The organism is Arsukibacterium sp. (assembly GCF_041616895.1).
Classification (GTDB): Bacteria; Pseudomonadota; Gammaproteobacteria; order Enterobacterales; family Alteromonadaceae; genus Alishewanella.
The window spans coordinates 1-12,424 of the sequence record NZ_JBFJPY010000093.1 but is presented as its reverse complement, the minus strand read 5'-3'; the positions used below and the strand labels follow the sequence as shown (position 1 = coordinate 12,424).

General features: G+C 45.5%; 10 protein-coding genes and 1 riboswitch. Of the genes, 2 read left to right on the top strand and 8 right to left on the bottom strand.

The genetic code is table 11. The features are described from left to right. The 8 genes from ABY802_RS13630 to ABY802_RS13595 all read right to left on the bottom strand — a co-directional run. The coding region (locus ABY802_RS13630) for a nuclease-related domain-containing protein (protein WP_372627680.1) at window positions 1-724 on the bottom strand (724 nt) is incomplete at its 3' end. Between the two features lie 322 nt (window positions 725-1,046). After that, a complete protein-coding gene (locus ABY802_RS13625) occupies window positions 1,047-1,703 on the bottom strand; it encodes a multiprotein-bridging factor 1 family protein (protein ID WP_372627679.1) in 657 nt (218 codons plus the stop codon). 395 nt (window positions 1,704-2,098) lie between these two features. Next, complete coding sequence (locus ABY802_RS13620) at window positions 2,099-5,281, bottom strand: hypothetical protein (protein WP_372627678.1); 3,183 nt, start codon at window positions 5,279-5,281, stop codon at window positions 2,099-2,101. After that, complete coding sequence (locus ABY802_RS13615; RefSeq protein ID WP_372627677.1) at window positions 5,260-7,767, bottom strand: hypothetical protein; 2,508 nt, start codon at window positions 7,765-7,767, stop codon at window positions 5,260-5,262. The genes ABY802_RS13620 and ABY802_RS13615 overlap by 22 nt, the downstream gene beginning before the upstream one ends. After that, on the bottom strand, window positions 7,760-8,581 hold the full coding sequence (locus tag ABY802_RS13610; protein WP_372627676.1) for a hypothetical protein: 822 nt from the start codon (window positions 8,579-8,581) through the stop codon (window positions 7,760-7,762). Before ABY802_RS13610 ends, ABY802_RS13615 begins: the two co-directional genes overlap by 8 nt. 137 nt (window positions 8,582-8,718) lie before the next feature. Further along, entirely contained in the window at window positions 8,719-9,036 is a 318-nt protein-coding gene (locus ABY802_RS13605) for a hypothetical protein (protein ID WP_372627675.1), read from the bottom strand. After that, window positions 9,033-9,335 (bottom strand): hypothetical protein, encoded by a 303-nt coding sequence (locus tag ABY802_RS13600; protein ID WP_372627674.1) that lies wholly within the window; start codon window positions 9,333-9,335, stop codon window positions 9,033-9,035. The genes ABY802_RS13605 and ABY802_RS13600 overlap by 4 nt, the downstream gene beginning before the upstream one ends. Further along, window positions 9,335-10,501, bottom strand: a complete 1,167-nt coding sequence (locus ABY802_RS13595; RefSeq protein WP_372627673.1) for a tyrosine-type recombinase/integrase — start codon at window positions 10,499-10,501, stop codon at window positions 9,335-9,337. Before ABY802_RS13595 ends, ABY802_RS13600 begins: the two co-directional genes overlap by 1 nt. A gap of 290 nt (window positions 10,502-10,791) precedes the next feature. After that, a riboswitch (molybdenum cofactor riboswitch) is annotated at window positions 10,792-10,940 on the top strand. On the opposite strand from ABY802_RS13595, the gene moaA reads away from it, so the two are divergent. Together moaA and ABY802_RS13585 are read left to right on the top strand one after the other, a co-directional pair. Continuing rightward, window positions 10,929-11,900: a GTP 3',8-cyclase MoaA gene (gene moaA, locus ABY802_RS13590; RefSeq protein ID WP_372627672.1), complete on the top strand. Its 972-nt coding sequence runs from the start codon at window positions 10,929-10,931 to the stop codon at window positions 11,898-11,900. Its footprint overlaps the riboswitch before it by 12 nt. Before the next feature lies 1 nt (window position 11,901). Then, a partial coding sequence (locus ABY802_RS13585; protein ID WP_372627671.1) for a molybdenum cofactor guanylyltransferase occupies window positions 11,902-12,424 on the top strand: 523 nt, incomplete at its 3' end.

Below are 12,424 nucleotides of genomic sequence, written 5' to 3'. Positions count from 1 at the left end.
GCTCAGGCCCTGCTGACTCTGCGGTGTTTATTGGTACCGTCCAGGCCGCGGGAGCTTCATTAATACTATTGCGTTTATACTGCGATGTATTATCAAGCAAAAACTGACAAATATGCAGCAGTTCTTCCTGGTTAAACGTTGGCCGGGTATCGGATATCTTGCCAACAACGTTATAGAACTTTTTAAAGTTCATCTTTTTGTCCAGCGCATCAGTAACAAATTCCGATTTCACTAGTTTATCGGCAATATCCTTAGGCGCTTTAGAACGGTCGATAATGGCATCACTTGAGATAGCGCAAAAAACATCGTAACAGCGCATGCCAAGTCCCTGCTGCAAACCCAGGAACTTACCTATTACCTTTTCAGTGTTGGCGCATAGGTACTCTTTTAACAGTTTAAGCTGCAGCTCAGCCTGCTTAATAGGCGATGGTATACCACTCCACTGTCCTTTATAACTGCGGGTCCATTCACTGTGCTCATTCACCACTACCTCACCGCGAATGCTTTTCGACTCCACCACGATAAAACCATAGGTATATGCAATAAGGTGGTCTATCTGCGCACTTTCGCCATCGTGCTCAATACGTAAATCGTTAAGCACCATGACGTTTTCGCTGTTCTTATAGGCTCGGCGCAGGTAAAACGCGACGTCATGCTCCTGCTTAATGCCAGCATCAAGTTTGATAGATGCCGAGCTGGTTTGGGTTTTGTCTTTCAAAATCATATTGTAAGGCTTAACCTGAGAATTACAGATTTGCTCATAGCAAAAATAAATGAAAAGCCAGCGGTCAAAAACTGACGGCTGGCTTTACTACCCACCCTATCCCGTAATCACTTGTTATGATTCGGCTAATCGGCATTACCTTTGGCCTAGCTGCTTTCACGGCAATAACAATGTGCACCTTAAAAGTTTGAATTGCACCGTGAGAGCTAACTGGCTGTACACGGGGCTTTTTCTACAAATTTCTTAGAAACTCCAAACTGAAGTGGCAAACCACTAGTTTTTGGCGTCGAGGTGCCAATTCCCTATTAGGGGTTTCCTAAAATTACCAGACCGCTGGATATTCAACAATCCCATTTATAGAAAATCCATGATGAAGCAACGCTTGTCTTGTAATAAAAGGTAATGTGTTTGCGTCACTGGGATACTCTGATAGTAAGGATTCAGCGTACTTGTCTATTATTTTGAGCAGCTCAGCCAACTCATATTGTTCAGATATGTCGGAACCCCAAATCGCATCCTCAACGGTCGATTCCAACTCGGAACTGGAATTAAGGAAGGTTAGTCGGCTCTGAATTACCACCCTAAACTTGTTGTCTCCTTGATGATGAATCACCAGTTTCATCATCGGCACTTTTTTTACAATTTGATGCTTAACCCTTCGTGCATCATAAAAGGCTTGACTCAAAATCACTTTACCTTCGACTTTGAAGTAAGACTTTTGCTGAGTCTCTGGGTCAATGTTCCAATATACTCGAAATGAATTACGTCGTAGCTTGTGACCATAAACTTCTAATAGAGGTTGAAGCTGTTGCTCTGTAGCAAGTGTTTCGCCTTTGCTCCATTTGCTTACGATTGATTGATGAGTTCTGCACTTGTTTGCGATTTCTGTTTGTGACCAGCCATCATTCAGAGCCAACCGAACAAGTTGTTTGGTTTGTTTAAATTTTCGTTTTTCCTTCTTCGGTGATCTTGCTTCCATATACTTCCTCTAATTGCAGCAGGTACCCAGTACCTGCTGCCAGAAAACAGCTATTTTTGATTAGGGTTTCTGATTTGGGTTTAGCTGCTTACCCCGATTGCCATGAACCTTAGCATTTTCAGGGTTTGTTCCTGAAGTGCCTTTGTTTGGGTTGTTTTGGTTCGCCTTGTGGTTCTTTTGCTGATTAGACATTATCACTCTCCTCGTTTTGTGATTGCCTAATGAATATTAACCAACACTCCAAAATGCGAAATTGATACTTTAATCATAAAAGCTGATATTCGATAATAATTTTTAGGGAGAGATGCGTATTCTATCTTTGAACTCATATAGACCTTCAGCTACCCGTTTAATTGATAACGTTGACAATCGCTAATCCGGGTTAGATTGTGAACTTATAAACTCAATTGGTGCCTGGTAATACACGCCACCAATAGAAAATGCAGAAACTTCATTACCGAACTGGCTCTTTGAGTATGTTGGCGAAGCTGGGTCTGACCATTTGAGTCAGTGTATTCTTCCTCGGTAATTTCCACGAAGTAAAACCACACCACGCCGCGATCGAGTTGCTTGGTCCAGTATCCTGGCTTTTCCACCGCCTCGAAGGTGTCAATTTCAGGTGTTATATCATACATAGCTAATGTCATAATCCAGCGTTCAAACAAGTTGTCGCTACCATCGGCAATGCCATCGATTTCCGGGTCATGAATTGTAACCTTCGGTTTGATATTCTCAGGCAGGATTGCCCGGCATAGTTGTAAAAACGTGCCAAGGCGTGCCGGGTCTTTAAATTGAATTGTCCAATCCTGCAGGATCAGTAAACCTTTTAATGCCTCAAGCGCATCTACAATTTTTGTGTCACTCCATTGTTGTTCATCGATTAAAACCTGGGCATTGGTCTGGAGTTCTTCAAAAATCAGCCTGGTATTGGACACCTTCTTCCCTGCCTGCAGTTGCCCTTTTGATCTGGCAATTTCAGGTATTAATCTTAGTCGTTTACTTCTTTCAGGATACTGCTGCCTTACCTCCCCGCACACTGTCCATAATGTGTTCAGCCAGGCACCCTCGATATCAACGACGACGCCGTCATCCTCTACTCTGGTCACTTCATCGGGCTGGATTTTACCTAACATGCGTAAGCCGTGCTCTAGCTGGCTTAGGCACGGCAATATTATGCTCTGCTTTAACTGCAGGTGTTGCACGCTTAGTGTTTTGCATTCTGCAAGCCAGGGTGCAGGCAAAATGTCCAGGGTGTACTCGTCAGATAGTGTACTGTAGCTAATAGCGCTAGCAGGGAATTGCTGTAGCAGCTTTGAATCCAGCTTTGCCCTGCTAACCAACTGACTCAACGCTTTCTGTTTAAGGCATAACTTTGAGGAAATAAGTAAATAACAATATAAGTCTCTCAGGTGCAGATAAGAGTCAAACGTAATTATTGGGTCACTATGTCCCACCAGGGCGCACAAGGCGTAAACTGCCTTTCGGCTAACAGCAGGCAGACCAAGCTGTTTACGAACCAACGAGCATGCCTCATCTGCGAAATAATCATGCTTAAGACAATGCACGTTTTCAGCGCGTACCCCCTTTAATCTTGGTTGCAGTACCAACCGATAATACTGCCAGCACACAAACGAATGCCGTAAACTGTGGAATTTAAACCCTTTATCGCACAGATACGTGCGCAGCAACTGGCTAATAACAGTAAGATGCTGTTCTGCTGTTATATCAAACAAGCAATCAGTTTTAGAAATGCCGGCAGCTCTCGCCAGTTGCAGTTTTTGCACCAGTAATGCCAACCATTTTTTTGGCCAGAAAACATTTAGATTAATAGTGCGCGTACCTGCTGGGCTCTTAATTGTCCGGGCTTTGGTAGGCACAATTTTTACAGAGACTTCGATACCATTAGCCGTTGGCAGCAGCTCAAAATCGCTAACTCTGATGAGTTTAGCCTCACTTCGCCTGGCGCCGCTGTAAAACCCTAAACACAACAACAAAATGGCATCGGTATACTGCTCACCGGCGTCGTTGATAAACTCTAGCAATTCCTCCATTTGCGGCACGCTGACAATATTTGCGTGTACCTTGCCCGATTCCGCGCGGATGTCGAGATTTGCCGCCATAAAATCGGTGACTAAATCCAGCTGTTGAATATAGTCTGCCAGGTAGTAAAGACAGCCGCGCTTGGTTGGGGCCATTAATTTCGCGACACTGTTCAATTTGTCGGTTAGCGTCTCCTCATCCATTTTCAGCAGATCAAGATCGGCAAAGGTTGTGATAAAAGCTTTCAAGGGGGCTGAAACATAGTCACGGATAGTACGAAATGCCAGCAAGCTTTTACGACTTCCGCCGTTTTTTAGCAGGTTAATTAAATAATTACCAAACAGCAAAACATAAAAGTTCTGGCTAAACCCAGGCTTTTCTAAAGTTTTAACTATTCGGGTTATCGCTGCTTGGTGTGGTTTTTTCTTGTTTTGTGAAAGCGCCAACGCATCCTGTAAATCAGGTTTGTCCGATGGCTCAGCCTGCATTTTAACCTTAGCAATCAGCTGTTGAATCAATTTGACTGTAGGCTTAACCTGCTGATATTCAGAACCATGCCTGATTTTATGCTCCTGTAGGGCCTTTTGAGTTTTCTCAATGGTTGGATCAACCTTGGCAGACAGCTCAGTTTCGCGCCAATTCTGGCATTTATTCAGAGTCGTTCTAATGAAAATGTCAGTTGGCAACAACGCACTTTTAAAACGTTGCAGCAAAAATTTTGCTTCTACCGGGCTGTAATGGCTGGTCCAGTAAATGTAACGATAGTTACTCAGTTGAGTAACCGAAATACGAAACGTTTCCTGTTTGGTGATAGCTCGCAGATATTTTTGAATATAACTAACCGTCATTTTTGAGCTGCGTGATGCTCGTTCAAGAATATAATCAATATTGTCATAGCGTTTAACCAGCTGTATTAACAGCGCAGTATATAGCTGAATAACGAACCGCTTTTGCCCTGTACTATCCTCCGGGTCCGTCAGATAAATAACACTACCAGCGTAATGCAGTTGATAATTGCGCAGCACCAGTGCTGCTGATGCCAAATCGGGTATCCCTTCAAATAAAAACAGCAACGCCGCCAGACGCCCCACTTCATGCTGGACACTTTTGAGTTTTTCCGGGTACTCCAGGTCGGCTTTAATCGTATTATATAACGTCATGGCGGCCCGGGTATGAACCAGCATGGTCGGGGTCAGAGCCGGGGTATCCCGGTTTAAAGTAATCAGCTGCGGTATTTTTGCCGCTTTCATATGGAAAGTTTTCACCGCATAACGCAAAATCGCTTCTAATATCTGACGTTGCCGGCCCTGCTCTGTTACCTCATCAGAGAAACCTTTAATCACTCTTTTTAAATTATTGCTTTCAAATGCTGTTTTCTCAGTATCGTCCAGCATCACACTTTTTAGCAGCTGTGTTACCGTTGCAAATGCATGCCTATATTCCGTCGCCTGCTCAACATCGGTATGTTGCAGTATTTCACTCAGCAGAGGATGCTCAGGCTGATTTAATAATGAGGTTACAACAGTGCCGACTGACATGCGTGCCACCCCTGCTCTGTCATTAACTGGTCAATTTGCGGTGCCAGTTCTGCAACACAGTCCATTATGCTTATATCCGAATACTCAAATAAGGGAGACTGGCCTTCTTGCCAGTGGCCCATTTGAAAATTCACTAATTCGGTTGGCACACCTGAGGTTAACAATGCTGTTTTCAACCAGTGCCTCCCCATATTTACCGGCAATGCCTGAAATACGCCATTACCAGTTTTTAGCCAGGTCGGTGAAACGGGCCTAGCATTAAGCGCTTCATCCAGAAAAAACAGCGGGCCAATCTGATCCCGTGCATTGCGTATGGCTTTAAACCATTTCTCAATTTGACCTTTTGTCATGCACTCAAGCTGCTGCTCCATTGCAAGTACATCGCGTACTTGCTGATACAGCTGTGGCGAAAATAAAGTAAGCAGATCTGCCAATCGAATTAGATGAGATTTTAGAAAAATTAGCTGCTGGTTTAGGGTATTTGGCACTGCAACAACCCGGCTATGGCTAAAATTGCCGTCATCTTTATCACTAATAGACAGTATTTGCAGATCTGGGACCTGTAGTGTCAGAGTGGGCAGCGGGTTATAAACCGCCCGGTAACCAGTACCAAACCCGAGCATCCATGCTGTATAGCGGGTATAGGCGTTATGGTAATGCACTATATCAGTAAGTTTTAGAGTTGAGCCTGGCTTGGCGTTGTGTAAATCAGTTTGCAATTGCATAGTAAACTGCCGGCAAAATTCGGCTGTCGGTAAGTAGCGAGAGCCAATTCTATGTTCCTCTGCTGCTATAAATGGCCCGGGTTGGAAATAGGCCGATACGGTGTCATCCCGGCTATAAGACGCAATATCCTGCCAAAGCGTATCTAACAGACGCATCCGCTGCAGATCACTCAGGTTGACGTAACTGCGACTGACCCTGCTGCTAAACAATTCCTGTTGATAACTAAAATCCAGCACTACCGGATCGACAGTATCGGCGGCCTCGGTAAAGCGGGACACAAAACTTTCAATCATGTCTATCGAAATATATGGTGCTCTTAATTTTTCCGTGGTGCGTTGCAATAGCTTATCTATACGTCGTCTCAGCTGCTGCTCTGTTTGTGAAAATAGCCGGGTTTTAGCATCTAAACCCTGTGTATTAATGTATTCGGCTAACACTACAGAGCATGGCGTTTTTACCCAGGTGTCAGAGCGATAAAAATATTCAGGTTGGCCAACCGGCGTGACCGCGCTAACCCGATGTTTAAATCGCCAATAACATTGCCCTGCTACAACGATAATGCCGTTGTCAGCGGCTGCCTCATCGGTATAAATTTGCAGCTTTGTCAGTTGCTCTAGTGAAATTCCGGTAGCCAGCATGCAGTAAATAGCCAGTACTGCCTCGTTGTTACCGACTTTAAGTAACCGGCTTTCACATAATTTCTTTATTAATCTGATACTGGCCGCTGATAGCAGCAATCGATTGGACGTATTGAGGTTATTTCTTTGGCGCAGATTCCGGGTAATGTCTATCGAGCCAAGTTTTTGCAGGTCGTTATCGAAGATCGCAGCTATTGAGTTTTGCTCGTAATCTGCTCTGTCAGTTTCTTCCTCTATCTGGTTACTCAAATGACTGCGTAAAATTTCAATATCCTGCTGGTCCACACCCTGCTCATCTAACTGCACTGGGGCCGGGGTTACTCTGGTCTTGCTTTTCACCATCTCAGGCCTGGCCGACACCCTGATACCGCTGCCCTCTCGTTTGTTTTTTTGTGGACCTATCTGCCCCCGTAGTCTGGGTTTTGGCCAATCATTTGAGAAAAACTGTATCAGAGATCTTACATAGCGTGCCGTATCTTTATCCAATGGGTTATTTTGCTTGAATATTTCTAACGCCAATACAATTTCAGATGCCCGCCAATTTTTGATGTATTCATGAAAGTGCAACACATTAAATAACGTCTGGCTTTTAGGCTGTAATATTCTAATAGCACGGCACACTTGTTCTGTTCGGGGATGGTTTGTCGTTTGGATTTCAGGGTCGCTTAACAGTTCTATATTCATTAGATAGTGACTGACAAAAGCGGCTAAAAATAAAATATCTTCGGTGGAGCCCTTGAAAGTGTTTGCCGTAAAGAGGACCAAATATAAGGGGTTAGATTTTGCCCAGTTCTTGCCAATACTCGTTTCTGAGTATTGCTCATTGTCTGGTTTACTCAATAAGCTCTGTAAATCGACCCGCAGCGCGGCAACTACATAGTCGCTTATTTCTAACTGCTTCTGTAAAGTACTGCCTGGCGCATCGAGCACCTGCAAGAGCGTTTGCGCGACAAAATAAAAGCCTCTTAATCCGCCAGGTGCATTAATCTGAGCTAAAAGTTGCTCTACCTCCGTTATTACCTGCTGTTCTGTTATGTCTTCGCTATAAAAAGCTGCACTTTTTATCGCTTCTGTAATGAAGACATTTTTAATTTCAGTTGAGTTGGTAACTTCACTAGTCATCCGTCTTATCCCTGAAGGTTTTACTGCTGATTCCCATCCAGGCACAAAACTGCGCCTTATTTTTGATGCCCGGGTATAGGGATTGCCATTCTTCAGAAGTAAAAATATCGGCTGTTCTGGGGGGGCCTGGCTTGCTATCTTCTTCGCTAGTTACTGCGGTGCTTTTATCCGAAGTATTGCTATCCGAAGTATTGCTGTCCGAAGCATTTTTGTTGGAAGCATCGCCATCAGAATTCTGATTGTCAGCAGTAATGCTATCAGTGGTAAGCGTGTCTGTTTGGTTGGTGTTTGCGAGGCTGGTGTTTTCTGTACCGTTAGCTGCTGTAGTTTCAGATTTTTTGGTTTTTACTTTAACTTTTTTAAACCACGCACACAGAATATCACGCAACTGCTCTACGCCACCTTTTGGCTGCTGATCTAACAGTATTCGGGTTAACTCAGCCAATGCTGCCTTGCGACGAACTTGGGGAGGCGGCGCTTTCTCATAGATAAACACAGGTACTGTAGTGAGTTTATGAGCTATTGCCTGCTGATAAGAAAACAGACCTGCAAAAACACGTAGCGTCTTTTTACTGTCATAGTAGCCAATAATCGGTTGCTGCAACCAATCAAACTCGCAATACCGTTGTGGCTCTATGCTCTCAATACTGCGGGCTTTGAACGCAGCTAAAAAGTTTGCTTCTTTTAATAATTGTCGACAGGCGCTATCTAACATTAACGGGGTTTGGTCTGTATTAACGTTAATCCAGCGCACATTTTGGCTCAAGCTGTCTATTTCACGCTGTAAACGCACAGATCCGTCTTTTCTAGTCATCAGCTAAACTCCTTTACTACCTAGCTGACCTCTATCCTAGCGCAATTTTTATTTTAGGGCCGAAAATAAGTGAAAAATCGCAGCTCAATGAGCTGCGATTTCTAACCTTATGATTTAAAGGCAGTATTAACTGACGTTTAGCTTAGAGTAAGAGATATGCAGGGGCCGATTAGTTCGTTATCACTACACGGCATTATGCGTTGATCCAAGATCAGCCGATACATCGCCTGAATGCCGGGGTGTGCTATTTCATCCCGTAGTTGGTAATAACAACCATAAGTAGTAAGCAACCCCGCAGCCCTGTCAACCTCAGTAATCGGGCTGGTCCTTACCAGTTGAAGCGGGTAGACATTGTGCTGACGAATGCCATATACATAACGAAATGGCAGCGTCAGATCTTTTGCCACAAAATAGTGCAAAAAAACACCACTGTATTCTGACTGGCCTAGTTTCATTCAACATACTCCAGCTGTTGTGTGTTATCCAGCAGGTGCCTTACCAGCCGGCGCTGCAAGGTTTTTACATCTAGCTCTAAAATACAGCTGGCACAGCATGCCTGCTGCAGCACCCAGCAATAAATCGCTGCGGCATTATCAGACTCAGTGCCAGTTCCACAGGCCCCGACCAGTGTTTTGGCATAGGGGTCTACGTACAACGCTATAATCAGCAGCGTAGTAAGCTCCCTGACCCGCTGATCAAAATGCTTTTTCAACATATAGGTTTTGTAGGCCTGGGTGTTTTCTATTCTGATCATTACATATCTCCTTCTTGGCGGTCATCGTTCAGGGTGGTTAAAAAAGGTATGGCCAGGGTTTGATTTAAATTGCGCGACAGCGCAGCACTGTGCTGCAGCGCGATGAGAGGTCGCCAATTTATCAGGCCGAGTTGACTAGCAACTTGCGAAAGGTTGGCGCCATCGGCAAACAACTCTACTGCCGCTGTCCACAGGCATTGCTGCAGGCTGCGGCTACGCACCCCACTTTGTTGTAAAGCTCTGTGCCATACCCTGGCTGCGATGGTTTTTGCAGATATTGGTTTGCTACTGTCAGTGGTAAACACCCACTGCAAGTGGCTGGTTTTCAGATACTGTCTGCCCAGTGCCAGGCGCAATTGCTCCGTGAGCATGACATCACGCACCCGTGCCGATGTACGCAGCAACTGCATGCGGTCATTTACCATTGCATGGCGGATCCGGATATGGCCTAGTTCAAAATCCACATCTGCCCATTGCAGTGCACAAATTTCAGCCAGCCGCATGCCGGAAAACAGCATGACCTGAAATAATTCCAGCAGGATCACCGGCACATGCCGCAACAGCTCTTCAGTTTCCTGAGGTGTAAACGGGTCAATATCTTGTTTGCGCCCGGTCAACAACAATGGCCTTAAAGGCGGTAAGTAACCATAATTAGCCGCCGCATCAATCAGGATTTGCCCGGCAATCCGAAAGACCTGATTTAACCTCGCAGCCGAGAGATTAATGCTGTCATCAGGCAATTGCTGGCGTAGGCTCAGCCGCAGCAGCAGCAATTCATGATCGGAAATTTTGTTAACCTCAAGCCCGCCGAGTGTTGGCACCAGGTAACGCTCAATCATCGTCCTCACGTTATGGCGGCTAGCCGGTGCAAAGTTTGCCCCCTGAAAGCTCAACCAGCTGCTTGCATAAGAAGAGAAAGTTGGCAGTGAGCGCTGTAGCAATGGCAGCTTCTGCAGCACTTTTGCTTTTGCATCAGCATTCAGGTAATCGTCCATGTTAAAATTACCGGAAATAAGCTCAGCAGCAATTCTCCGGGCTATCGCCCTGACAATTTTGCGATTAGCGGTATTTTCCGGGTATGGCGTCCGCAGATTTACTGCTGATCCCAGATACTGGAATGACAGCACTAAACAGTCTGTTTCGTTGCAACGGGTGATTTTGATCATATGCCGTTCTCCAAGGCAAATTGGCAAGAACGAGAAAACACGCCTTAAAATGTTCCCTCAAAGAACATTATACATGCAATAAATGTTCTTTCAAGGAACATTTGAATATTTTTATTTGTCTTAACGTTCGTATGAGACTTTATGAGTAATAAAATTGGTTTAACTGAAGCCATGGTGAAGGACGAGTTGCAAAGTTAAGCATTAGCTCAAGCAAAATAAACTTCTACCCACAATGGAGTAAACAAGCCCCCTCTTCATGGCAATAACTAATCGCAGTGTCAACACGTATCATTAACCTACAACACCGAGCTACCGGTTCTAAGTCTGCACTGGATTTCACAGCACAGAGATGAACGGTATGCCGTGGCACTAACGCCACCGGGTAAGTCTGGAAACGGCCTTACCTCCCCATTTGGAAAGGTGAACTATGTTAACTGACGCTTATGCGCGCCGCTTTAGCTATTTGCGGCTGTCTGTTACTGAAATCTGCAATTTTCGCTGCAGCTATTGCCTGCCTGATGGCAATGACTGTGACTCCCGTAGCGGTGAATTATCCCTGAGCGAAATTAAACGCCTGGTTACGGCATTTGCTAAGTTAGGTACCCGTAAAATACGGATCACCGGCGGCGAGCCCTCCTTACGTAAAGATTTAACCGAAATTATCGCTATCTGCAAAGCGGTGCCCGGTATTGAAAAAGTGGCACTGACCACCAACGGCTACCGGTTAAAACGTGATGCGCTGGCCTGGCAAGAAGCCGGGCTGGATGCGGTAAACGTTAGCGTCGATAGTCTGGATGCCGACACCTTTCACCTGGTCACCGGCCAGGACAAATTAGCCGACATCTTAGAAGGCATAGCCCATGCTAAAGCCATTGGCATTAAGCAGGTAAAAATTAATACCGTACTGCTAAAACAGCACAATGCCCTGGCCCTGCCGGATTTTCTTAAGTTTGTGAAGCAGCAGGATATTGCGCTGCGTTTTATTGAGCTGATGCGCACTGGCGATAATGCTGATTTTTATCAGCGCCAACATCTAAGTGGTGCCAGCATTCAACAACAGCTACTGGATCAGGGCTGGCAGCTGAACGTCAAAGCGAAAACTGACGGTCCGGCGCTGGAGTACTCACATGCAGATTATCAGGGGCGGATTGGTCTGATTATGCCTTACAGCAAAGACTTCTGTGCCGACTGCAACCGGCTTAGGGTTTCAAGCCTGGGTCAGCTATATTTGTGTCTGTTTACCGACAGCCATCAGGAGCTACGTAGCTTGCTGCAGAGCGATGACAGTGCGCCACTGATGCGGTTTTTACAGCAGGCAGTGCAAGGCAAAGCTTTCAGCCATCAGCTGCAACAAGACTACAGTGGCAGCACCCGCCATTTAGCCCAGATTGGCGGCTAAGATGAGCAGTTGTATGCAATTTAGCGCACTGATTTTAGCCGGAGGCCAATCCAGCCGCATGGGCCAGGATAAAGCACTGCTTAACCTTAATGGCCTGAGTTTACTTGAGCATATGCAGCAATTGGCGCAAAAAAGCGGTGCAACTGAGGTGCTGATTAGCCGTAACCAACCGGGTTTTATTGCTGATCAAACTCAGCAACAGGGGCCCTTAGCCGGTATTTTAGCGGCGCTTGAACACTGCCAAAGTGAACTACTACTGGTACTGCCAATAGATACGCCATTACTCAGTGTGCTTAGTCTGCAGCGTCTGCTGCAATACGCTACTGCTAACAACGATGCTGGTGCTGCCTGCTTTACTAACAGCCCACTACCCTGCGTGCTACCGGTAAGCCCGACACTTAGCACCCTAATTAGTGCGCAACTGCAAGGCGGCCAGCGCTCGGTTAAAGCGCTGCTGGCAAAGCTTAACGCCGTATCCCTGCCAGTTCCAACCACTGAGCTATTAAATACCAATACACCACAAG

Coding starts and splice junctions, on each gene's coding strand:
- ABY802_RS13625 (WP_372627679.1), bottom strand. CDS start 1,703: ATGGAAGCAAGATCACCGAAGAAGGAAAAACGAAAATTTAAACAAACC.
- ABY802_RS13620 (WP_372627678.1), bottom strand. CDS start 5,281: ATGTCAGTCGGCACTGTTGTAACCTCATTATTAAATCAGCCTGAGCAT.
- ABY802_RS13615 (WP_372627677.1), bottom strand. CDS start 7,767: ATGACTAGTGAAGTTACCAACTCAACTGAAATTAAAAATGTCTTCATT.
- ABY802_RS13610 (WP_372627676.1), bottom strand. CDS start 8,581: ATGACTAGAAAAGACGGATCTGTGCGTTTACAGCGTGAAATAGACAGC.
- ABY802_RS13605 (WP_372627675.1), bottom strand. CDS start 9,036: ATGAAACTAGGCCAGTCAGAATACAGTGGTGTTTTTTTGCACTATTTT.
- ABY802_RS13600 (WP_372627674.1), bottom strand. CDS start 9,335: ATGATCAGAATAGAAAACACCCAGGCCTACAAAACCTATATGTTGAAA.
- ABY802_RS13595 (WP_372627673.1), bottom strand. CDS start 10,501: ATGATCAAAATCACCCGTTGCAACGAAACAGACTGTTTAGTGCTGTCA.
- moaA (WP_372627672.1), top strand. CDS start 10,929: ATGTTAACTGACGCTTATGCGCGCCGCTTTAGCTATTTGCGGCTGTCT.